Source organism: Blautia luti (assembly GCF_013304735.1).
In the GTDB taxonomy this organism is placed as follows: domain Bacteria; phylum Bacillota; class Clostridia; order Lachnospirales; family Lachnospiraceae; genus Blautia_A.
The window spans coordinates 1-23,709 of the sequence record NZ_JAAITI010000031.1; the positions used below are offsets into that span (position 1 = coordinate 1).

At 46.1% G+C, this 23,709-nt stretch carries 14 protein-coding genes, 1 tRNA gene and 1 pseudogene; 2 read left to right on the forward strand and 14 right to left on the reverse strand.

Annotated features, from left to right (window positions below):
- Positions 1 to 245: 245 nt before the first annotated feature.
- The 14 genes and pseudogenes from G5B06_RS14145 to purF form a co-directional block, all read right to left on the reverse strand.
- Positions 246 to 330, reverse strand: a tRNA-Leu gene (locus G5B06_RS14145).
- A 272-nt stretch (positions 331 to 602) separates the two neighbouring features.
- Positions 603 to 929, reverse strand: a complete 327-nt coding sequence (locus G5B06_RS14150; protein WP_015525755.1) for a cupin domain-containing protein — start codon at positions 927 to 929, stop codon at positions 603 to 605.
- A gap of 209 nt (positions 930 to 1,138) precedes the next feature.
- Positions 1,139 to 2,362, reverse strand: coding sequence for an LL-diaminopimelate aminotransferase (locus tag G5B06_RS14155; RefSeq protein ID WP_173772327.1), 1,224 nt, complete (start codon positions 2,360 to 2,362; stop codon positions 1,139 to 1,141).
- Between the two features lie 6 nt (positions 2,363 to 2,368).
- Positions 2,369 to 3,808: an Asp-tRNA(Asn)/Glu-tRNA(Gln) amidotransferase subunit GatB gene (gene gatB, locus G5B06_RS14160; RefSeq protein WP_092069315.1), complete on the reverse strand. Its 1,440-nt coding sequence runs from the start codon at positions 3,806 to 3,808 to the stop codon at positions 2,369 to 2,371.
- A complete protein-coding gene (gene gatA, locus G5B06_RS14165; RefSeq protein WP_173772329.1) occupies positions 3,805 to 5,277 on the reverse strand; it encodes an Asp-tRNA(Asn)/Glu-tRNA(Gln) amidotransferase subunit GatA in 1,473 nt (490 codons plus the stop codon). Before gatA ends, gatB begins: the two co-directional genes overlap by 4 nt.
- 15 nt (positions 5,278 to 5,292) lie before the next feature.
- On the reverse strand, positions 5,293 to 5,586 hold the full coding sequence (gene gatC / locus G5B06_RS14170) for an Asp-tRNA(Asn)/Glu-tRNA(Gln) amidotransferase subunit GatC (protein WP_021977857.1): 294 nt from the start codon (positions 5,584 to 5,586) through the stop codon (positions 5,293 to 5,295).
- Between the two features lie 14 nt (positions 5,587 to 5,600).
- On the reverse strand, positions 5,601 to 6,932 hold the full coding sequence (gene aspS / locus G5B06_RS14175; RefSeq protein WP_021977858.1) for an aspartate--tRNA(Asn) ligase: 1,332 nt from the start codon (positions 6,930 to 6,932) through the stop codon (positions 5,601 to 5,603).
- A 168-nt stretch (positions 6,933 to 7,100) separates the two neighbouring features.
- Positions 7,101 to 7,654, reverse strand: a pseudogene (locus G5B06_RS19650) (ANTAR domain-containing response regulator).
- Between the two features lie 38 nt (positions 7,655 to 7,692).
- Positions 7,693 to 9,015, reverse strand: a complete 1,323-nt coding sequence (glnA, locus tag G5B06_RS14185) for a type I glutamate--ammonia ligase (protein ID WP_118062616.1) — start codon at positions 9,013 to 9,015, stop codon at positions 7,693 to 7,695.
- A 200-nt stretch (positions 9,016 to 9,215) separates the two neighbouring features.
- Positions 9,216 to 10,703, reverse strand: a complete 1,488-nt coding sequence (locus G5B06_RS14190; protein WP_118062617.1) for a glutamate synthase subunit beta — start codon at positions 10,701 to 10,703, stop codon at positions 9,216 to 9,218.
- A 13-nt stretch (positions 10,704 to 10,716) separates the two neighbouring features.
- Positions 10,717 to 15,270 (reverse strand): glutamate synthase large subunit, encoded by a 4,554-nt coding sequence (gene gltB / locus G5B06_RS14195; RefSeq protein WP_148447567.1) that lies wholly within the window; start codon positions 15,268 to 15,270, stop codon positions 10,717 to 10,719.
- Positions 15,267 to 16,895 carry a CTP synthase gene (locus G5B06_RS14200; protein WP_021977863.1) on the reverse strand — a complete coding sequence of 543 codons (1,629 nt, stop codon included), beginning with the start codon at positions 16,893 to 16,895 and terminating at the stop codon, positions 15,267 to 15,269. The genes gltB and G5B06_RS14200 overlap by 4 nt, the downstream gene beginning before the upstream one ends.
- A gap of 359 nt (positions 16,896 to 17,254) precedes the next feature.
- Complete coding sequence (locus tag G5B06_RS14205; RefSeq protein ID WP_118071129.1) at positions 17,255 to 17,479, reverse strand: HPr family phosphocarrier protein; 225 nt, start codon at positions 17,477 to 17,479, stop codon at positions 17,255 to 17,257.
- A 282-nt stretch (positions 17,480 to 17,761) separates the two neighbouring features.
- Positions 17,762 to 19,156, reverse strand: coding sequence for an amidophosphoribosyltransferase (gene purF / locus G5B06_RS14210; RefSeq protein ID WP_148447565.1), 1,395 nt, complete (start codon positions 19,154 to 19,156; stop codon positions 17,762 to 17,764).
- Positions 19,157 to 19,486: 330 nt separating this feature from the next.
- Here purF and G5B06_RS14215 point away from each other — a divergent pair, with 330 nt between their 5' ends.
- Entirely contained in the window at positions 19,487 to 21,589 is a 2,103-nt protein-coding gene (locus G5B06_RS14215; protein WP_173772332.1) for a glutamine synthetase III, read from the forward strand.
- A 297-nt stretch (positions 21,590 to 21,886) separates the two neighbouring features.
- Entirely contained in the window at positions 21,887 to 23,611 is a 1,725-nt protein-coding gene (locus G5B06_RS14220; protein WP_173772334.1) for an ammonium transporter, read from the forward strand.
- Positions 23,612 to 23,709 lie beyond the last annotated feature (98 nt).

The window sequence follows — 23,709 nt, forward strand, 5'->3', positions numbered from 1 at the left end:
CAATGCTCACAAGATCCTTAGTCTTGCTCGTCTGCCAGTTCCGACACTTCCGCATGACCGCATTTCCTTGGGATTTTTTATTTTCTCCCTCGCGACAAGTGATAGTATAACAAAGTGTTCCCTGTATGTCAACACTTTTTTTCAAAAGTTTTTTCTTTTTTTCGTCAGCGAAATCTGACTGATTTTCGCTTATAAAACCGCACAAAAAAAGCGGAACTGCAATTCACAGCTCCGCCTTACAGTCATGCGGAAGATGGGACTTGAACCCACACGAGCGCAATGCTCACAAGATCCTTAGTCTTGCTCGTCTGCCAGTTCCGACACTTCCGCATATCGCATTTCTCCGGGATTCTTTATCTTCTCCCTCGCGACAAGTGATAGTATAGCAAAGAGGTGTTTATATGTCAACACTTTTTTCTAAAAAAATCAAAAAATATTTTTTATTTATACAATTGGCACATTTTATTCAATAAAGGTCTGTAACAGGCATCCTCCCGCTCTATCATCTGCATTCCAACATATGTGTTATACTTCTGCCAAAAAAGAGCAGCCTTTCCAAAAAAGACTGCCCTTCATCTCTATTCTGTTTTCTTCTATATGGATCAGTCAAAAATGATCAGCGCCATAAATACAAGATCTGTATCTCCTGTATTTGTAAGGCCATGTCCTTTTCCATCTGGTGTGATGGTGATATCACCGGCTTTTACCGGACGTTTTACACCGTTATCATCGTACTCGCCTTCACCACTTAAGATATAGTAGGTTTCTGTCTCGCCATGATGCTCATGGTATCCAAGAGAACAGCCTTTCTCAATAGTAACCTGTGCGTAAAGTCCGCATTTTCCTTTCAGCTCATCTCCCTCAAGAATGTCTTTGATGATCACATGACCTTTACCGCCGCACATATTTTCTACTCTTCTGATGCCCATGATAAATTCCCCTTTCGTGATTGCGTAAATTTATGAATTTTTATGAAACCAGGCTCTCTGTGGTCTGCGCTTCACTTCCTGTACAATTATAAACGATATGATGAATTTTCGCAATCCTCATTATTATTTTCCTAAATTTACTTAAAAAATTCTTCCTTAGCAGAAAAGAAATCGGAACAGATCCCTGAAGACCCGCTCCGCCCTTTTTATTACAGATTTTTAATTCTCTCAATCGCTTCCAGTGTATTCTCATAGCTTCCGAATGCAGTCAGACGGAAGTATCCCTCACCGTGTGCACCAAAGCCTGAACCTGGGGTTCCTACGATATGTGCTTTCTCAAGGAGATAGTCGAAGAACTCCCAGGAAGTCATCTGATCCGGTGTTTTCAGCCAGATGTATGGCGCATTTTTTCCACCGGATACGGAAAATCCTGCTGCGGAAAGTCCGTCGAGGATTGTCTTTGCATTACGCATGTAGTAAGCGATCTGTTCTTTCAGCTGTGCTTTTCCCTCCGGAGAGTAAACAGCCTCGCCTGCTCTCTGCACGATATACGGAGCACCATTGAACTTGGTTCCGTGACGTCTTGCCCAGAGGCTGTGAAGCTCTACGCCGTCACGTACCAGTTCCTTCGGAACTACAGTAAAACCAAGACGAACGCCTGTGAAACCTGCATTCTTGGAAAAGCTTCGAAGCTCGATAGCACAGGTTCTCGCACCCTCACACTCATAAATGCTGTGCGGAACATCTTCCTCGGAAATATATGCCTCATATGCTGCGTCATAGATGATCACGCAACCGTTTTTGTTTGCGTAATCAACCCACTCCTGAAGAGCAGCCTTTGTGATGGCACCACCGGTCGGGTTGTTCGGGAAGCAGAGATAAATAAGATCCGGTACTTCATCTGCCGGGATCTCCGGAAGGAAACCGTTATCCTCTTTACATGGCATGTAGATCACACCGTCAAAGTTCTCACGCTCTTTGTTATAAAGACCTGTACGTCCGGCCATAACGTTGGTATCTACGTATACAGGATAAACCGGGTCACAAACTGCAACCTTGTTATCCAGTCCGAAGATCTCCTGGATGTTTCCGGAATCACTTTTTGCTCCATCGGAAACAAAGATCTCGTCTGCGCTGATGTCGCAGCCTCTGGACTGATAATCATTTTTTGCAATGGCACTTCTTAAGAATTCATATCCGAGATCCGGAGCATATCCGTGGAAGGTTTCTGCGTGTGCCATCTCGTCTACGGATTTATGAAGGGCATCGATGATCGCCGGTGCAAGAGGCTGTGTCACATCACCGATTCCAAGACTGATCACAGAATCCTTAAATTCCGGATTGGCCTCCTTATATGCGCTTACCTTCTTTGCGATATTGGAAAACAGATAGCTTCCCGGAAGTTTTAAATAATTCTGATTTACTGTCACCATAATATTTTATCTCCTTCTCTCAATTTCCTCTGCCAGTGCTTTTCTGACGCTGTCAGGATTTGCCTTGCCTTTCAGTTCTCTCATCAGCTGTCCTACAAAAAATCCCATAACCTTATCCTTGCCGCCCAGAAGCTCTGCCAGCGGTCCGGGGTTTGCATCTACGATCTTTTTCACAGTTTCGGTGAGAAGGCCTGTATCTTCTACGATCTTAAGGCCATTCTCTTCTATATATACAACCGGATCAATATCCTCGTCAAACACTTTTTCAAATACTTTCTTGGCATTCTGTGCGCTGACCTCTTTTTTCTCCACCATGGAAAGAAGGTCTGCCAGATGCTTCGGGGTAAAGCTTACCCTTTCCGGATCAAGGCCCTTGTCCTTTGTCAGGCGGAGAACCTCCACCATAAACCAGTTTGCCACCTTTTTCGGGTTTCCGAGAAGAACTGCTGTCTCCTCAAAAAGTCCTGCCAGATGTCTGGATTCGGTCAGGATCCCTGCATCATAAGCCGGAAGCTCATACTCCTTCTGATAACGCTCCATCTTGGCTTCACGAAGCTCCGGAATGGAAGTACGCAGCTCTTCGATCCATGCATCGGAAATGTGGATCGGCGGAAGATCCGGATCCGGGAAGTAACGGTAATCCTTTGCATCCTCCTTGGAACGCATAGCATGGGAAGACTCTTTGTTATCGTCCCATCTTCTTGTCTCCTGTACAACGGCTCTTCCTTCTTCCAGAAGCTCGATCTGACGTTCTCTCTCTCCTTCGATTGCTCTCGCAATGGCCTTGAAGGAGTTCAGGTTCTTCATCTCGGTTCTTGTTCCGAAGGTCTCGCTTCCCACCTCACGGACAGAAAGGTTGACGTCGGCACGCATGGAACCTTCCTGAAGTTTGCAGTCAGAAACTCCAAGATACTGCATGGTGCAGCGGAGCTTTTCCAGATATGCGATAACCTCCTCGGAGCTTCTCATATCCGGCTCGGATACGATCTCGATAAGTGGCACGCCACTTCGGTTGTAGTCAACCAGGGAGCAGTCTTCCCACTCATCATGGATCAGCTTACCGGCATCTTCCTCCATGTGCATCTCGTGGATACGTACGGTCTTTTTGCCTGCGGAAGTCTCGATCTCAACGGCTCCGTCGTAGCAGATTGGCAGATACAGCTGAGAGATCTGGTAGTTCTGGGGATTATCCGGGTAAAAATAGTTCTTACGGTCAAACTTGCAGTACTGATGGATATGGCAGTTTGCCGCAAGACCTGCCTTGATGGCAAACTCTACCACTTTTTTATTGAGGACCGGAAGAGATCCCGGCATACCGGTGCAGACCGGGCAGGTATGTGTATTTGGTGCACCTCCGAATTCTGTGGAGCATCCGCAGAAGATCTTTGTTTTTGTGGCAAGCTCCACGTGCACCTCAAGTCCTATGACTGTCTCATACTGTTTCATGCCTTTTCTCCCCCTTCCATTGCTGTTCCGAAATCACCGCGTTTTTTCTCATATGCGTGTGCCGCGCGGAACAGATTATTTTCTTTGAAGCAGTCACCAATCATCTGGATTCCGATCGGAAGTCCTGCTGCGTCTTTTCCACACGGAACTGTGATTCCGGGAAGTCCGCACAGGTTTACTGCTACCGTATAAATATCGCCAAGATACATGGCAAGCGGGTCTTTCAGGCTCTCTCCCAGCTTCGGTGCGGTAAACGGAGATGCCGGAGCAAGAAGGACATCATATTTGGAAAAGGCCTCGTCGAATTCTTTTTTGATGAGGGCTTTTGTGCGAAGTGCTTTCAGGTAGTAAGCATCGTAGTAACCGGAGCTTAATACGAAAGATCCCAGCATGATACGACGTTTTACTTCCTCGCCGAAACCTTCGGTTCTTGTCTTTTTGTACATATCATGAAGTCCCTCGTACTCTTTTGCACGGAAACCGTACTTCACGCCGTCAAAACGCTCCAGGTTGGAGCTGGCCTCTGCGCTGGCGATGATGTAGTAGGCAGGGATCATATATTCTGTTGTCTTCATGGAGAAAAATTCTACCACTGCACCCATCTCGGTAAGGCTTTTCAGTGTATTCATAAATGCCTCTTTTACCTCAGGGTTCAGGCCTTCGGAAAGATATTCCTTGGGCACACCGAATTTCATTCCCACGATCTTATCTGTCATGGAAGAGGAGAAATCAAGATCCTCTCTCTTCATGGAAGTGCTGTCTTTTGCATCGTGTCCGGCAATGATCTCAAGAAGTGCCGCACAGTCCGCAACGTCTTTTCCAACCGGTCCAATCTGGTCCAGAGAGGATGCATAGGCAACCAGTCCGTAACGAGATACGGTACCGTAGGTTGGCTTGATTCCGGTAACACCACAGTAGGAACTTGGCTGACGGATAGAACCGCCGGTATCAGAACCAAGTGCCAGGTAAGTTTCCCCTGCTGCCACTGCCGCACAGGAACCACCGGAAGATCCTCCCGGAACGTGTTCCAGATCCCACGGGTTTCTGGTCACGCCATAGGCAGAAGTCTCTGTAGTACTTCCCATGGCAAACTCATCCATATTTGTTTTTCCGATAATTACAAGTCCTGCTTCTTCCAGACGGTCAATGACTTCTGCATTGTACTGTGGAACGAAGTTTTCAAGGATCTTTGATGCACAGGTGGTTGTTTTTCCCTTGATGCAGATATTATCCTTGATAGCGATGGGTACACCGGCAAGAGGTCCGGTATAAGTTCCGTCCTCAATGCCTTTCTGTACTTCTTTTGCTCTTGCATAGGCTTCTTTTTTATAGGTATCAAGATAAGCGTGGACTTTGTCCTCTTTTGCCTCGATCTGATCAAATACGTATTTCACACCGTCCAGGACGCTTATCTGATGCTGTTTGATCTTTTCCGCAAGCTGTAATGCGGTTAATTTTCCCAAATCCATGTCCTGTCTCCTGTCTTATCCAATTGTTTTCGGAACCTGATACTGATCTTCTTTCTGCTTCGGCGCGTTGGCAAGCATTGCCTCATGGTTGTCGCCGTTTGTCACAACGTCTTCACGGAATACGTTTTCGTCCTCAAAAATATGGGACATAGGCTCTACGGAAGAAGTGTCAAGCTCGTCTAACTTATCTACATAGTCCAGCATCTTCTGCATATCCTCTTTTGCCTTTTCCTTCTCGTCCTCTGTCAGAGAAAGCTTCGCCAGGATGCAGACATTTTCCATTGTTTCATCATCGATTATCTTTGCCATCTTTTTTCTCCTTATTACGGCTCAAGTCTGTTCATATCACGTGGGAACAGGCAGGTCTCACGAACATTTTCCTCTCCCAGGATCTGCATGGTAAGACGTTCCAGTCCGATTCCAAGTCCTCCGTGAGGCGGCATTCCATGTTTGAACGTATCCAGGTACTGTTCCATACCTTCCTCGTCCATGCCACGGGCTGCGATCTTGTCTTTCAGCATCTGATAATCATGGATACGCTGTCCGCCTGTGGTGACCTCAAGTCCTTTGAACAGAAGGTCAAAGCTTAATGTAAATTTCTCATCTGCCGGATCATCCATTGCGTAGAACGGACGTTTCTTGGACGGATAATGTGTGACAAAAACAAAATCCGCATCGTATTCTTCTTTAAAATATCTTCCGATCAGCGCCTCTTCTTCCGGCTCCAGATCGTACGGGTTGCGGATCTTACGTTTATATTTCTCAGCCACCAGCTCTTTTGCTTTGTCAAAACGTACAGCCGGGATCTTGTCTACTTTCGGAAGTTCCACTTTCAGAATGGAAAGTTCATGAGCGTAGTCTTTCTTCAGAAGCTCCACCGCATACTGAAGGAATCCGGTTTCCATCTCCATGATATCCTCAAATCCGTTGATGTAGCCCATCTCAAAGTCAAGGCTTGTATATTCATTCAGATGACGTTTGGTGTTGTGTTTCTCTGCACGGAATACAGGGCCGGTCTCAAATACACGGTCAAAAACGCCTACCATCATCTGTTTGTAAAACTGCGGGCTCTGTGCCAGGACAGCCGGTTTGTGGAAGTAGCTCAGTTTGAACAGGTTTGCGCCACCCTCTGCGCCTCTGGCTCCGATCTTCGGTGTGTGGATCTCGGTAAATCCTTTTTCGTAGAGATAATCACGGAATGCACGCACCAGAGCTTCCTGGATCTTGAATTTTGCACGCTCCTGCACGTTACGCAGGGCGATAGGACGATAGTTCAGTTTTGCCTCCAGGGAAGTGTTCAGTTTCCATTTGTCGATTGCCAGAGGAAGGGGTTCTGCCGGTGAGGAAAGGATCTCCACATGGCTGATGCGAAGCTCTCTTCCGTGAGGAGCTCTTTCTTCCTCATGAAGAGTTCCTGTGAGGCGGACACACATTGCCTCTTTCAGATCATGAATGGAAACATTTGTCTTATCGTTCTCATATACGGTCTGAAAAAGTCCCTCTTTTTTTCGAAGTATCACAAATGCCACATCACCCATATTACGGATGCTGTGTATTGCTCCTTCCACTGTTGCTTCCTGGTCTTTCATGCTTTCAGAAAGAAGCACATCCCAGGCACATTCTCTAGTCTTACAGATTCCATCCATAAATTCCATTCCCTCATCCTCCAATTCCGGTGCAAAAAATATTCAGCATTCAGCCTTTTTTCTTTGCGCCTGTATTTTGATAAGCGGGTCTTACGAACCCGCTCTGCCACTTTTTTCTGTCAAATTCTGCTTTTTCTGGTGTATTTTTCTTTTATATTTTTCTTTTATATTTTTCTTTTATACAGAATCATATAAAAGCATCAGAACCATCTGAGCTGTCTCCACCATATTGGTCCCGGAATCCATACTGCATTTCTGAATATAACGGTATGCGTCTTCCTCACTCAGATGATTTCTTTCCATTAAAAGCATCTTTGCATTTGAAATATAATTCTGCTCTTTCCATGAACGCTGCTTCGGTTTTTTCTTATCTTTTTTCCAGCGCCTTTCGATCTGGGAAAGGATCATGCTTACTGTATTTACCAGATCTCCGGCTTTCAGAGGCATTCCCACACCAAAACAGAAGGTGGTGCTTCACTGATCACTCCCTGCGAAGCCATAAGCAGCATTTCAAAATAATCCGGCATATAGTCCAGAAGATCACGGTAATACATATCCTGAAGATGATAGCCGCAAAGCAGGACGCCACCATCAAGTTCCGAGATACTGGCAAGGGCATTTGCACCTGAATTACATACCGCCGCCACCGTGAATCCATATCGGTTAAGGACTGTGCGGATCTTTTTTGCATCTTCTATTTTCGGTAATGCAATCACGATACTCGTGTTCATAAGCCGCCACTCTCTTTCGTCCCATTATGCCTCAATCATCAGATTCGATACAGATACTCCTCGATCTCCCAGTCGGAAATCTCCTGGGAATAACGCAGCCATTCTTTTCTCTTGGCCTGCGCGTACTGTTTGCAGAAATCTTCTCCAAGGATCTCTTTCATCCAGTCACTTTCCTCAAACAGTGTGATCGCTTCCCGTAAATTCTCCGGTAAATTCTCGATACCCTGTTCCTTCTGGTCCGACTCGGAAAGAGAACGGTCAGAAGCTTTTGTCGGATAGATCTTCTTCTGGATTCCATCCAGGCCCGCTGCCAGGCATACCGCAAAAACAAGGTATGGGTTGGATGCAGCATCCGGGCTTCGAAGCTCGATTCTGGTATCATTACCATTGACTCTCGGGATCCTTACCAGTGAATTCTGGTTGTTTCTCGTCCAGGTCAGTTCTGTCGGTGCATCGAATCCAGGCACAAGGCGCTTGTAAGAGTTTACCAGCGGATTTGTGATAAGTGCCATCTCCCGGCTGTGTGCCAGAAGACCTCCGATAAAATAGCATGCCTCATTACTTAATTTGGACGGATCATCCGGATCCACAAAAATATTTCTTCCATTTTTAAACAGCGAAAAATGGATATGCATGGCTGAGCCGTTTACTTCCCGTCTTGGCTTCGGCATAAAGGTTGCATGAAGTCCATGGCGTTTGGCTACGGTCCTTACTGCCATCTTAAAGGTCATAACTGCGTCTGCCATCTCACGTGCTTCCCCGTAATGAAGGGCAATCTCATGCTGTGCAGGTGCTGTCTCATGATGAGAGGATTCCACCTCAAATCCCATATCCTCAAGAGTCAGTACCATGTCACGTCTTGCATTTTCACCCAAGTCCACCGGACTTACATCCAGATATCCGGCTTTTTCGTGAGAAACCGTTGTAGGCATTCCGTTGTCATCAATATGAAACAGGAAAAACTCGCATTCCGGGTCAACATAGCAGGTGTATCCTGCCTCTTCTGCTGCCTGCGCTGTTTTTTTCAGAATGTATCTGGAGCTCATCTCATGTTCAGATCCGTCTGCACGGCGCATATCACAGATCAGTCTTGCAACCTTTCCCTGCTGAGGACGCCATGGGAGAATTGAAAAAGTATCGTAATCCGGATACAGGATCAGATCCGGCTCCTTTTCTCCCACAATGCCCGCAATATGAGAGCCATATACAACGCACTGGTTATCCAGGGCTCTTGGAAGCTCTCTTGCTGTGATCGCAATATTTTTCAGAGTTCCAAACATATCTGTAAACTGGAGGCGGATGAACTCTACGTCTTCCTCCTCTGCCATTGCAAGAATCTCTTCTCTGGTATAATTCCCCATAGTATTCTCTCCTTTATTTCCTCATCACACAAAATAATTACCCTAAAAAATAGAAAAAGGGTGCACTTCAGAGAGCTTTCGCTCCTGAAGAACACCCTTGTTCATGGACGTAATTATAGCAATCGGTCAATTCTTTGTCAACTTTTTTTTAAAGGAAATTAGGGGCAAAAAGAACTTTGCCCCTGGTATTTTTAACTTTTTTACTGTAAATATGAATAACTCATCAGAGATTCATCCACTGCCTTCGCAGCCTCACGTCCCTCGTGGATCGCCCATACGACAAGTGACTGTCCACGGTGCATATCGCCTGCTGTGAATACACGGTCTACGCTTGTTGCGTACTGCTCCGGTTTTGTCTCCACGTTGGTTCTTGGTGTCAGTGCTACGTGGAAAGCATCGGTTACATATTTCTCGCTTCCGAGGAAACCTGCTGCAATCAGTACCACATCTGCAGGAATCACTTCCTCGCTGCCTTCGATAGGAACCATGTTGAATCTTCCGGTCTTTTCGTCTTTTACGCTTTTCAGTTTGACAATCTTTGCCTTGCAGACATTTCCTTTTTTATCTTTGATAAATTCGGTAACGGTTGTCTGATAGATTCGCGGGTCATGACCAAATACTGCAATAGCCTCTTCCTGGCCGTAATCGGTTTTCAAAACCTTCGGCCACTCCGGCCACGGGTTGGACGGTGTTCTTGTTACCGGAGGCTTTGGCATCATCTCAAGCTGTGTTACGGATTTTGCACCAAGACGGATGGAAGTTCCCACACAGTCATTTCCGGTATCACCACCGCCGATGACCAGAACATGTTTGCCTTTTGCAAGCTCATATGGGAATTTTGCAAAATCGGTATCCAGAAGGCTTTTTGTTACCTGTTTCAGGAAATCCACTGCAAAGTAGATTCCTTTTGCATCTCTTCCCGGAACCTTGATATCTCTCGGATGGGAAGCTCCGCAGCAGAGAAGGACACGGTCATAATCTTTCAGAAGCTGCTCCGCGGTAATGTCCACACCAACGTTGATGTTGGTGACAAACTTCACGCCTTCCTCTTCCATCAGTTTCAGTCTGCGGTCGATGACTTTTTTCTCCAGTTTCATATTCGGGATACCATAGCGGAGAAGTCCTCCGATACGGTCGTTTCTTTCAAATACGGTTACGCTGTGACCACGGCGGTTCAGCTGCTGTGCTGCTGCCAGTCCGGAAGGGCCGCTTCCGATGACTGCGATTGTCTTTCCTGTGCGGACAGGCGGGATCTGTGGTTTTACCCAGCCTTCTGCATAGGCAGTCTCGATAATGGCTTTCTCATTTTCCTTTGTGCTGACCGGATCTCCGTTCAGGTTGCAGGTACAGGCAGCTTCACAGAGTGCCGGGCATACTCTTGAAGTAAACTCCGGAAAACTGTGGGTCTTGTTCAGACGAAGAAATGCCTGTTTCCAGTTTCCTGTGTATACAAGATCGTTTGTCTCAGGAACCAGGTTGTGAAGCGGGCAGCCGGAAGCCATTCCGCCGATCATCATACCTGCCTGGCAGAAGGGAACGCCGCAGGCCATGCAGCGTGCTCCCTGAAGTTTCTGTTTTTCTTTATTTAACGGAATACGAAATTCGTTGAAATTCTGAATACGTTCTTTTGGCGGCAGAACTTTTGCCGTTTCTCTTTCATAATCTAAAAATCCAGTTGGCTTTCCCATTTCCTCATCCTCCTTAATGTTTCACGCCGATGCTCTCATAGAATGCTTCCATCTGTGCCTGCTGGCTGGTCAGACCTTTTTCTTCCAGCTTTGCACTTAATGTGATCATTCTCTTGTACTCATCCGGAATGAGTTTTTTGAAGTGAGGCAGATAGGAATCAAAATCAGCCAGCACCTTCTTACCGATCTCGGAGCCTGTTGCTTCTACATGAGCCTCGATGAGATCACGAAGCTCTTTTTTATCATATTTATTATCCACTTTTTCAATGGAGATCATTGCTTTGTTAAGGTTCTTGTAAAGAACGTTGTCCACATCAAGAACATAAGCGATACCGCCACTCATACCTGCCGCGAAGTTCTTTCCGGTTTTTCCGAGAACTACCACACGGCCACCGGTCATGTACTCGCATCCATGCTCACCAACACCCTCAACTACTGCCACTGCACCGGAGTTACGGACTGCAAAACGTTCACCTGCAACACCGTTGATAAATGCAGTTCCGCTTGTGGCACCATAGAGTGCTACGTTTCCGACAATGATGTTCTCTTCTGCTTTGTATCCGGCTTTTTCCGGAACTTTGACGATCAGTTTACCACCGGAAAGGCCTTTTCCAAAGTAGTCATTGCTGTCACCGGTCAATTTCAGTGTCAGTCCTTTCGGGATAAATGCACCGAAGCTCTGTCCGCCTGCACCTGTACAGTTTACAGTTACGGTATCTTCCGGAAGGCCCTCTTTATGGTTTCTCGTGATCTCAGATCCAAGGATGGTACCGAATGCACGGTCTGTGTTGGTAACATTTACATCTACAGAAACTTTCTCACCTTTCTGGATCGCCGGCGCACATTTCTTAACCAGAACTTTTTCATCCAGAGTTTTCTCAAGGTTGAAGTTGTATACCGCTTTCGGATCAAAAGTAACTTTGCCTTTTCCTGCATATGGGTTATTCAGGATCGCACTTAAGTCAACTTTGCCCTTATGTGGCTCCTGTACGCTGTCAGAAACGGTAAGAAGATCTGTACGGCCTACCATCTCGTCGATGGTTGCAACGCCAAGACGTGCCATGTACTCTCTCAGTTCCTGTGCGATAAATCTCATGAAGTTCTCCACATACTCCGGTTTTCCACGGAATCTCTTACGGAGTTCCGGATTCTGGGTAGCAACGCCAACCGGGCAGGTATCCAGGTTGCAGACTCTCATCATCACGCAGCCCATAGTTACAAGGGGAGCAGTTGCAAAACCGAATTCCTCTGCACCGAGAAGCGCTGCGATAGCAACGTCACGGCCGCTCATCAGCTTACCGTCTGTCTCGATACGTACACGGTTACGAAGTCCGTTCATGATCAGTGTCTGATGTGTCTCTGCAAGTCCAAGCTCCCACGGAAGTCCTGCATTGTGGATGGAACTTCTCGGTGCTGCTCCGGTACCTCCGTCGTATCCGGAGATCAGAACAGTCTGTGCTCCGGCTTTTGCAACACCGGCAGCGACTGTACCAACACCAGCCTCGGAAACCAGTTTTACGGAAATATCTGCATATTTGTTTGCATTTTTCAGGTCATAGATCAGCTCTGCCAGGTCCTCGATGGAGTAGATATCGTGGTGTGGTGGCGGAGAGATCAGGCTGACTCCTGGTGTGGAATGACGGGTCTTTGCGATCCACGGATATACTTTCTTTGCAGGAAGATGTCCACCTTCACCAGGTTTTGCACCCTGTGCCATCTTGATCTGAATTTCTCTTGCAGATACCAGATAACGGCTGGTAACGCCGAAACGTCCGCTGGCTACCTGTTTGATAGCGGAGCAACGGTCATTGTCTGTTCCTGCGGAATCCAGACGCTCATCACTCTCTCCACCCTCACCGGTATTGGATTTTCCATGGAGATGGTTCATGGCGATGGCCAGTGTCTCATGTGCTTCCTGGGAAATGGAACCGTAGGACATGGCACCTGTCTTAAATCGTTTTACAATGTCGTCAACACTCTCAACCTGATCGATGGGAAGAGGTTCTTTTGCAAACTTGAAGTCCAGAAGTCCTCTTAAGTTTCCATGGCCTTCTTCGTCTACCAGTTTTGTATACTCTTTGAACATCTCATAGCTGCCCTGCTTTGTAGACTGCTGAAGAAGATGGATGGTACGTGGATTGTATCTGTGCTCCTCGCCCTGACTTCTCATCTTGTGAGCACCTACGCTGTCTAAAGTAAGGTCTGTGGCAAGTCCCAGCGGGTCAAATGCCTCAGAGTGGAGTTTTTCTACGTTATCCTCGATATCTTCCAGTGTGATTCCGCCTACACGGCTTACTGTTCCTGTAAAGTAGCGGTCGATCACATCCTGGGAAATTCCGATTGCCTCAAAGATCTGAGATCCCTGATAGGACTGGATGGTGGAAATACCCATCTTGGAAGCGATCTTTACGATACCGCTGATAACCGCATGATTGTAATCATCAACCGCTGCATAGTAATCTTTGTCCAGCATATGGGTATCGATGAGTTCATGGATGGTATCCAGTGCCAGGTATGGATTGACAGCACTTGCGCCATAACCAAGAAGTGTTGCGAAATGATGTACTTCTCTCGGTTCACCGGACTCCAGGATCAGCGCAAGGGATGTACTCTTCTTTGTTTTTACAAGGTGCTGATGCACTGCGGAAACAGCAAGAAGAGACGGGATCGGCATATGGTTCTCATCTACGCCACGGTCAGAAAGGACCAGGATATTTGCGCCCTCACGGAAAGCCTTATCAACCTCTACGAACAGGCGGTCAATGGCACGTTCCAGTTTTGTACTCTTATAATACAAAGTAGAAATGGTCACAACCTTGAAGCCGTCCTTTTTCATGTTCTTGATCTTCAGCATATCGGTGTTTGTCAGGATCGGGTTGTTGATTTTAAGAACCTGGCAGTTCTCCGGATTCTGAACAAGAAGGTTTCCGTCTTTTCCTACGTATACACTTGTAGAAGTAACGATCTCCTCACGGATTGCATCGATCGGCGGGTTTGTTACCTGTGCAAAAAGCTGTTTGAAGTAATCGAACAGCGGATAATGTTCCTTGGAAAATACTGCAAGAGGAGTATCATGTCCCATAGCTCCAATGCTCTCTGAGCCGTTTAATGCCATGTTTCGGATAGAAGTACGGTACTGCTCATAAGTATATCCGAATGCTTTCTGGAGACGTGCTCTCTCCTCCGGTGTATACTCGATAACTCTCTGATTCGGGATCTTGATATCACGGAGCTGTACCAGATTGCTGTCCAGCCATTCGCCGTAGGGCTGTTTTTTCGCATATTTCTCTTTCAGTTCATCGTCATCGATGACACGGCCCTGAACCGTATCAACCAGGAGCATTTTTCCAGGATGGAGACGCTCTTTTAATACGATCTTCTCCTCATCTACCGGAAGGACACCAACCTCAGAGGAAAGAATCATGTATCCGTCAGAGGTAATATAATATCTGGATGGACGAAGGCCGTTTCTGTCAAGAACAGCTCCCATCACATCACCATCTGAGAACAGAATGGACGCAGGTCCGTCCCATGGCTCCATCATGGTTGCATAGTACTGATAGAAATCACGTTTCTCCTGGGAAATGGTATCATTGTTTGCCCATGGCTCCGGAATTGTGATCATCACTGCAAGCGGAAGATCCATTCCACTCATAACCAGGAATTCCAGGGTATTGTCAAGCATTGCAGAGTCAGAACCATTGCGGTTGACTACAGGAAGAACTTTGTGGAGCTCGTCTTTCAGATATGGAGACTCCATATTTTCCTCACGGGCAAGCATCTTATCTGCGTTGCCGCGGATGGTGTTGATCTCACCGTTATGTACGATGAAACGGTTCGGATGTGCTCTCTCCCAGCTCGGGTTTGTGTTGGTACTGAAACGGGAATGTACCACTGCAATGGCAGATTCGTAATCCTGGCTCTGAAGATCTCCGAAGAAAGTACGGAGCTGTCCTACCAGGAACATACCTTTGTATACAATGGTACGGCTGCTCATGGAAACTACGTAAGTATTATCATTACTCTGTTCAAACTCACGGCGGGCAATGTAAAGCATACGGTCAAAGGCAAGGCCTTTTTCCACGTCTTCCGGTTTCTTGATGAATGCCTGCATGATGCATGGCATACACTCTCTTGCCTTATGTCCAAGAACCTCCGGGAATACCGGCACTGTACGCCATCCAAGAAGCTCCAGGCCTTCTTTTTCCACGATGATCTCGAACATCTTCTTTGCCTGGGCACGTTTGATCTCATGCTGTGGGAAAAAGAGCTGGGCTACACCATATTCTCTCTCGCCTCCGATCTCAAAGCCCTCTTTCTTACAGACTTTTTTGAAGAATTTATGGGAGATCTGGAGAAGGATACCGACGCCATCGCCGGTTTTTCCTTCTGCATCTTTACCTGCACGATGCTCCAGATTCTCTACGATCTTAAGAGCATTTGCAACAGTATCATGTGTTTTCTTTCCTTTTATATTAACAACGGCTCCGATACCGCAGTTATCATGTTCGAATTCAGGGCGGTAGAGGCCCTGCTGCTGATTTCCTACTTCTCTCATTTTTCTCATCCTTTCATTGCAGCTTCTTCTGCCGTCTTTTTGTCAACTGCCGCCTGCACAAATCCACGGAACAGCGGATGTGCATGGTTCGGTCTGGACTTGAATTCCGGATGTCCCTGTGTTCCTACAAAGAACGGATGTCCGGCAATTTCGATCATCTCTACAATATGTGCATCCGGGGAAGTTCCTACGATGGACATTCCTTTTTCACTTAATTCTTTACGGAATGCATTGTTTACCTCATAACGATGTCTGTGACGCTCCTGGATCTCTTTCTTTCCAAAAAGCTCATAGGATTTGGAGCCTTCGGCCAGCACACACGGATAGCTTCCAAGACGAAGGGTTCCGCCAAGGTCTTCCACATCTTCCTGATCCGGCATCAAAGCAATGACCGGATGCGTGGTCTCCGGTGCCAGCTCAATGCTGTTGGCATCTTCATATCCAAGTACGTGGCGGGCAAATTCTACAATAGCCATCTGCATTCCAAGGCAGATGCCAAGGTACGGAATCTTATGAACTCTCGCATACTGTGCTGCAAGGATCATTCCTTCAGTACCACGGTTTCCGAATCCTCCCGGAACCAGAATTCCATCTACAGAATGAAGGGTCTGATCCAGGTTTTTCTCATTGAGCTCTTCAGAGTCTACCCAGACGATATCAACTTTTGCACGGCAGGAGATTCCACCATGTTTCAGGGCTTCCACAACACTTAAGTATGCATCATGAAGCTGTGTGTACTTACCAACCATGGCGATCTTCACGGTTTTGTCCGGGTGGCGGAGATTTTCTACCATATTCTCCCAGTCTGTAAGATCCGGTTTACGGTTCTCAAGTCTTAAGCTCTGCAGTACTACATCTGCCAGTTTTTCTCTTTCCATTGCAAGAGGAGCTTCATATAAATATTCTACATCCAGGTTCTGAAGTACGTGGCTTACCGGTACGTTACAGAACAGGGCGATCTTTCCACGAATATCATCAGTCAGAGGATACTCGCTTCTGCATACCAGAACATCCGGCTGGATTCCCATTCCCTGGAGTTCTTTTACGCTGGCCTGAGTCGGTTTGGTCTTCATCTCTCCGGAAGCACGAAGGTACGGGATCAGGGTAACATGAATAAGAATGGCATTGTCATGTCCCACATCATGCTGGAACTGACGGATGGATTCCAGGAACGGCTGACTCTCAATATCACCAACTGTACCGCCTACCTCGATGATGGCAATTCTGTCCTCATCCGCTGTTTTTGCTCTGTAAAAACGGCTCTTGATCTCGTTGGTGATATGCGGGATTACCTGTACAGTACCTCCGCCAAAATCACCGTGACGCTCTTTCTGAAGAACAGACCAGTAAATCTTACCGGTTGTCACATTGGAATTCTTGTCAAGGCTTTCATCAATGAAACGCTCATAATGTCCAAGGTCAAGGTCTGTCTCTGTACCGTCATCGGTTACAAAAACCTCTCCATGCTGAATGGGGTTCATAGTTCCCGGGTCAATATTGATGTACGGGTCAAACTTCTGCATGGTCACCTGATATCCTCTGGCTTTCAGAAGACGTCCCAGGGACGCTGCGGTAATTCCTTTTCCCAGACCGGAAACAACTCCGCCTGTTACAAAAACATACTTTACTGCCATCTTCGATTTCCTCCTCCATGTTGTGCTGCAAAAGAAAAGGCGCCGGGAACGGTGTTCAGAGGTGAGAATGCCCCTCTGGTATCCGTTCCTGACGCCTTTGTCAGTTATCTTTCTTATAAAATATGGTTTACTATAAACTATTTTTTTTTATTTGTCAATAACAGATTTTTTCTATATAATCTGATGGATTTCTTCCTATGATATAGTGATACGGATGCAAATAGTGCTGTAGATACAAAAAACAGACGCCTGCCAGGGACTCCCATATGATGTCCTCTCTCTGCAGTCACGTCTGTCTTTTTTTATATCTTTTCTTTTTATGTCTTTTACGCTTTATCTCCCTCTGTACTTCCTGCCCGTCACGCTACCGCAAACTTCTGAAGGAAACGGTTGAACTCGTGATCTTCTCCATGACAGGTTACAGTAAGAACCCTGGTCAGATCCATGCTGAGGATCCCAAGAATAGATTTCGCATCAATAATAACTCTGTTATATGAAATATCTACATCAAAGTCGCATTTGCTTGCAGCCTGTACAAACTCTTTCACATCTTCTGTTGCATTTAACCTGATTTTCTGAGACATAAATTTCATCCTCTCTTCTCTCGGTCTTAAAAAGGCCGGCAAACTGGTGACGTCAGATCTCTATCGTACGCTTTCGTCACTTCTCATCTGGTTGTCCCACATTATGTCTCATGTTGTCGAATTTGTCAAGTTGATGTTTTTTATCATTTTTAAAGGTTATCCTATAAAAACCAGAATTTTATATAACAAAATTGGGGGGTTACGCTTGTTTATTGTCTATTTTTCATATTTTAAATTTCAAAGTTACCAGCATTTACTGTGAGATTAATTCCACATAATCATTTAATCCTGCTTGATTTCTTCCGGTATCTCCATGGGATAATTGCCGTCAAAACATGCTTTGCAAAGCGGAAGTCCGCCTGCCATGCCTTCCAGATAGTCGATCTGCATGTAACCTAAAGAGTCTGCACCGATCATCTTACGGATCTCCTCTGTGCTGTGCTGAGCAGCAATGAGCTGGTCATTAGACGGCACATCGGTACCGAAATAGCAGGGATGTAAAAATGGCGGGGAACTGATACGTACATGGACTTCTTTTGCTCCAGCCTCTTTCAGCATATGAATCAGGTTTGCAATAGTAGTTCCGCGGACAATGGAGTCATCTACCAGAACGATTCTCTTACCCTTCACTACAGATTCCAGAACGCTCAGCTTCAGATGAACACTGGACTCTCTTTCCTGCTGGGTCGGTTTGATAAAAGTTCTTCCAATGTAACTGTTTTTATAGAACGCAAAACCAAACGGGATTCCGGATTCCTCAGAATAACCTTTGGCTGCCGGAAGTCCGGATTCCGGTACACCGGTTACCAGATCTGCTTCTACCGGATAGGATTTTGCGAGAGATTTTCCCCCACGGATTCTTGCATCATAGATCTTTACTCCATCCATGGTGCTGTCCAGTCTGGCAAAATAGATATATTCAAAGACACAATGGGCATGTTTTTTCTGAACGTCCAGTTTGCTGGATTTCAGGCCATCTTTGGTGATGGTGACGATCTCACCAGGCTCAATATCACGGATGAATTCTGCACCTACAGATGTGAGCGCACAGCTCTCGGACGCCAGAACATAGGCATTGTCTCTTTTTCCAAGACAAAGGGGTTTCAGTCCGTAAGGGTCACGGGCACCGATCAGTTTCCGGGGACTCATGATCACAAGGGCATATCCTCCGCGAATCTTCTCTACGGTTTTATGTACGGCTTCTTCTACAGTAGCAGAATGCACGCGCTCCCTTGCGATATGGAACGCAATAACCTCAGAGTCGGTAGTTGTATGGAAGATCGCTCCGGTCTGGATCAGTTCCCATTTCAGGGCTTCTGTATTGACCAGGTTTCCGTTATGTGCAAGTGCCAGACTTCCCTTGATATAAGAAAGTACCAGCGGCTGTGCATTCTCCGCAACAGATTCTCCGGTGGTGGAATAGCGAACATGTCCGATTCCGATGTCACCATTCATATTATGTACAACATCTTTTCGCAAAACTTCGCTTACCAGTCCGAGATCTTTATGAAACTGTACGTTTCCTCTCTCTCCGTCCGTCCTTGAAACGGCCATTCCGCAGGACTCCTGTCCCCTGTGCTGCAGCGAGGTAAGACCATAATAAATAGATGGTGCAATATTTCCTCCATCCAGATCATAAATCCCGAATACGCCACATTCTTCCTTTACTCCTGACATATTTCCCTCCATCTGTTTTTTCCATTGTCAAATTAATCATTAACTATGATATCAGATTATAATAAAAGGACAAGATTTGTCAACCCTGCCCATTTTCCGACACTCCCCTCTCCCGGGTCGATTTTTTAGATTTTTTCAAAAAAGCTCTTGACAATATTTTATTTTGGTGTATACTGCATCACATAAAGCAAAGGCGCTTTGGATACGACAAGTATCTGAAGCGCTTTTTTTGTTTTTCCGGTCTGTTTTTCTTATAAGAGAAACAGGACGGTCCTTATAAGATAATTAAAAATTATAATGAATGAGTGAAATCGAAAGGAGTGTACCTATATGGCACAGAGTATCCCGGAAATGTATGGCAGCCTTGTATTCAACGATAAAGTGATGCGTAGCAAACTGCCAAAGGACATGTACAAAGCATTAAAGAAAACAATTGAAAACGGAACACATCTGGAACTGGATGTTGCAAATTCCGTAGCAGTTGCAATGAAAGAATGGGCTACTGAAAACGGTGCGACACATTACACACACTGGTTCCAGCCAATGACAAACGTAACCGCCGAGAAACATGACAGTTTCATCTCCCCGACCGGCGACGGACAGGTGATCATGGATTTCTCCGGTAAAGAACTGGTAAAAGGTGAGCCGGATGCATCCAGCTTCCCGTCAGGCGGACTTCGTGCTACTTTCGAAGCAAGAGGATATACAGCATGGGATCCTACTTCACCGGCATTCATCAAAGATAAAACTCTTTACATTCCTACCGCATTCTGTTCCTACAGCGGAGAGGCACTGGATAAGAAAACTCCTCTTCTCCGTTCCATGGATGTTCTGAATAAAGAAGCGGTTCGTATTCTTCACATCCTGGGAAACAAAGAGGTCCGTCACATCAATACAACGGTAGGACCTGAGCAGGAATACTTCCTGGTTGACAAAGATCTCTATAAGAAGAGAAAAGACCTGATCTTCTGCGGACGTACACTTCTGGGAGCTTCCGCACCAAAAGGACAGGAAATGGAAGATCATTACTTCGGAGCCCTGAAACCACGTGTTGCCGCTTACATGCACGAACTTGACGAAGAGCTCTGGAAACTTGGTATTCCGGCCAAAACAAAACATAATGAGGTTGCTCCTGCACAGCACGAGCTGGCTCCTGTATTTGATACCACAAACGTTGCAGTTGACCACAACCAGCTGACCATGGAGATCATGAAGAAAGTTGCCGACAAGCACAACATGGTTTGCCTCCTTCATGAGAAACCATTTGAGGGAATCAACGGAAGCGGTAAACACAACAACTGGTCCATGAGCACAGACACAGGTGTAAACCTTCTTGACCCTGGAAAAACACCGGCAGAGAATACACAGTTCCTGGTATTTTTGGTAGCTGTTATCAAAGCCGTTGACGATTACGCAGATCTTCTCCGTGTATCTGTTGCAAGTGCAGGAAACGATCACCGTCTTGGAGCAAACGAGGCACCGCCAGCAATCGTATCCATCTTCCTTGGAGATGAGCTGACAGATATCCTCAAATCCATTGAGAATGATACCTTCTTTAACAACAAACATGCCGTACAGATGGATATCGGTGCAAAAGTACTTCCACACTTCACAAAAGATACCACCGACAGAAACCGTACTTCACCGTTTGCATTCACCGGAAACAAATTCGAATTCCGTATGCTTGGTTCCGCAGCATCCGTTGCAAACCCGAACATCGTACTGAACACTGCTGTTGCAGAAGTTCTCTCCGAGTTCAGCGCAGCTCTTAAAGATGTTCCGGAAGAAGAGATGGAAAGCGCAGTACATGCACTTCTCAAGAAAACCATCGAAGATCATAAACGAATCATCTTCAACGGCAACGGTTATACAGACGAGTGGGTTGAGGAAGCTGAAAAACGCGGTCTCTACAACCTGAAGACAACTCCGGATGCTCTTCCTCACTTCGTTGATGAGAAAAACATCGAGCTGTTCACAAAACATGGCATCTTTACAAAGGAAGAACTGTTCTCCCGTTATGAGATCTGGCTTGAGAACTATTACAAGACCATCAACATTGAGTCCAACACTCTGGCTGAGATGATCCAGAAGCAGGTAATTCCTTCCGTATTTACATATGTTGAAAAACTTGCTGACACTGCTGCTGTAAAGAAATCCGTAGTAGCTGATGTTTCTGTAGCAAGCGAAGCTGCTCTGATCTCCAAATTGAGCACACTTGCTGACACCATGACTAAAGATCTGGAGACACTAAAAGCTGACACAGCAAAAGCTCTCGCCGCTTCCGACGATGTACTTGCCTGCGCAAAAGCTTATCAGGAAACTGTTCTTGAAGACATGGATACTTTAAGAAAATCTGCAGATGAGGCAGAAGCTCTGATCCCGGATGAGTTACTTCCATATCCGACATACGACGAGCTGTTATTCTCCATCTGATACTTGATCAGATAAACAATTTCATACAGTAAATACAGGGGATATCCCTTATGAACTCTACTTCATAATTCATTATCGATTTCCTCATCCATTAATCACACGATACAGATATCCCCTGTTTTACATATATTAATTTTGTTTCGTAAAGGCGCGGAAGGGAATTTCCTCTCTCCCGCGCTTTTTCGTTATACTGATACTGGATAAATTCTATCTGTTTTATGATCCGGTATTGTAAAAATCCTTCCTGTATATGCCTTATATAATAGGAAGAAAAAAATTGGGAAAGGGAGTGTTACTATGTATTCTTCAGTAAACACAATCTGGGTCCTCGTCGGTGCGGCACTGGTCTTCTTCATGCAGGCCGGATTCGCAATGGTCGAAACAGGATTCACAAGAGCAAAAAACGCAGGTAACATCATTATGAAAAACCTGATGGACTTCTGTATCGGTACCCCGGTCTTCTGGCTGGTTGGTTTCGGTATCATGTTCGGTGCAGGAAACGGGTTCTTCGGTAAGATCGGAGGAATCGCCTCAGAGGCAAACTATGGAAATGCAATGCTTCCGGATGGCGTTCCTTTCTGGGCATTCCTCATCTTCCAGACTGTATTCTGTGCTACCTCTGCTACCATCGTCTCCGGTGCCATGGCAGAACGTACCAAGTTCATCTCCTACTGTATCTACAGTCTTCTGATCAGTCTTGTTGTTTATCCGGTATCCGGTCACTGGATCTGGGGCGGCGGCTTTATCAGCCAGATGGGATTTCATGATTTCGCAGGTTCCTGTGCCGTTCATATGGTCGGTGGTGTTGCCGCGCTGATCGGTGCCATCATACTTGGACCTCGTATCGGAAAGTATTCCAAATCCGGTAAATCCAGAGCCATTCCTGGCCACAACCTTACTGTCGGCGCACTTGGTGTATTTATCCTCTGGTTCTGCTGGTTCGGTTTCAACGGTGCATCTACCGTCAGCATGGAAGGCGATGCCATCGTAAGCGCAGGAAAAATCTTCGTGACAACCAACCTTGCTGCTGCTGTTGCAACTGTAACCGTTATGCTGATCACATGGATCCGCTACAAAAAACCAGATGTTTCCATGTCCCTCAATGGTTCCCTTGCAGGACTGGTAGCGATCACAGCAGGCTGCGATACCGTATCTCCTACCTCTGCAGCTATCATCGGAATCATTTCCGGATTTATCGTAGTATTTGGTATTGAGTTTATTGACAAATTTCTCAAAATTGATGACCCGGTTGGTGCTGTCGGTGTACATGGCCTTAACGGTGCTTTCGGAACACTGGCTGTAGGACTTTTCTCAGACGGTGCAGGTACAGAATGGAAAGGACTTCTCACAGGCGGCGGTTTCCACGGCTTCGGTGTTCAGTTCATCGGTATGGCAATCACCATCGCATGGGTAGCTGTTACAATGACAATTATCTTCCAGGTGATCAAACACACCATCGGCCTTCGTGTTTCCGCTGAGGAAGAGATCGCAGGTCTGGATATGAAAGAGCACGGTCTTGCAAGTGCATACGACGGATTCTTTGTACAGGATACCATGACAAAAGCTCCGGCTCCGATGGGAACTTCCGTGAAAGATCCGGTTATCAAACACGCACCTTCTGCTCCTGCTGAATCTGTTCCTGAGATTCCTGCTGACGGCGTACACAAACTGACAAAAGTTGTTATCATCACACGTCAGAACAAGCTGGACGAATTTATGCAGGCCATGAACGAGATCGGGGTAACTGGTATCACAATTACAAACGTTATGGGATGTGGTGTTCAGAAAGGTGCTCCAACCTACTATCGTGGTGTTGAAGTTGACATGAACCTCCGCCCGAAGGTTAAGATCGAGATCGTTGTAAGCCTTGTACCGGTTCAGAAAGTTATTGACACTGCAAAAGCAGTTCTTCATACCGGCCAGATCGGTGATGGTAAAGTCTTCGTTTACGACATCGAAAACGTTGTCAAGATCCGTACCGGCGAGGAAGGCTTCCTGGCTCTGCAGGATACAGACGCATGATCTTTTTATAAGAAAAACATATAAAATCTTTCTACGCAATATAAACCAAATGAAAGCCAGAAAAGATCCGGAACATTATCTTTCAAATGTTCCGGATC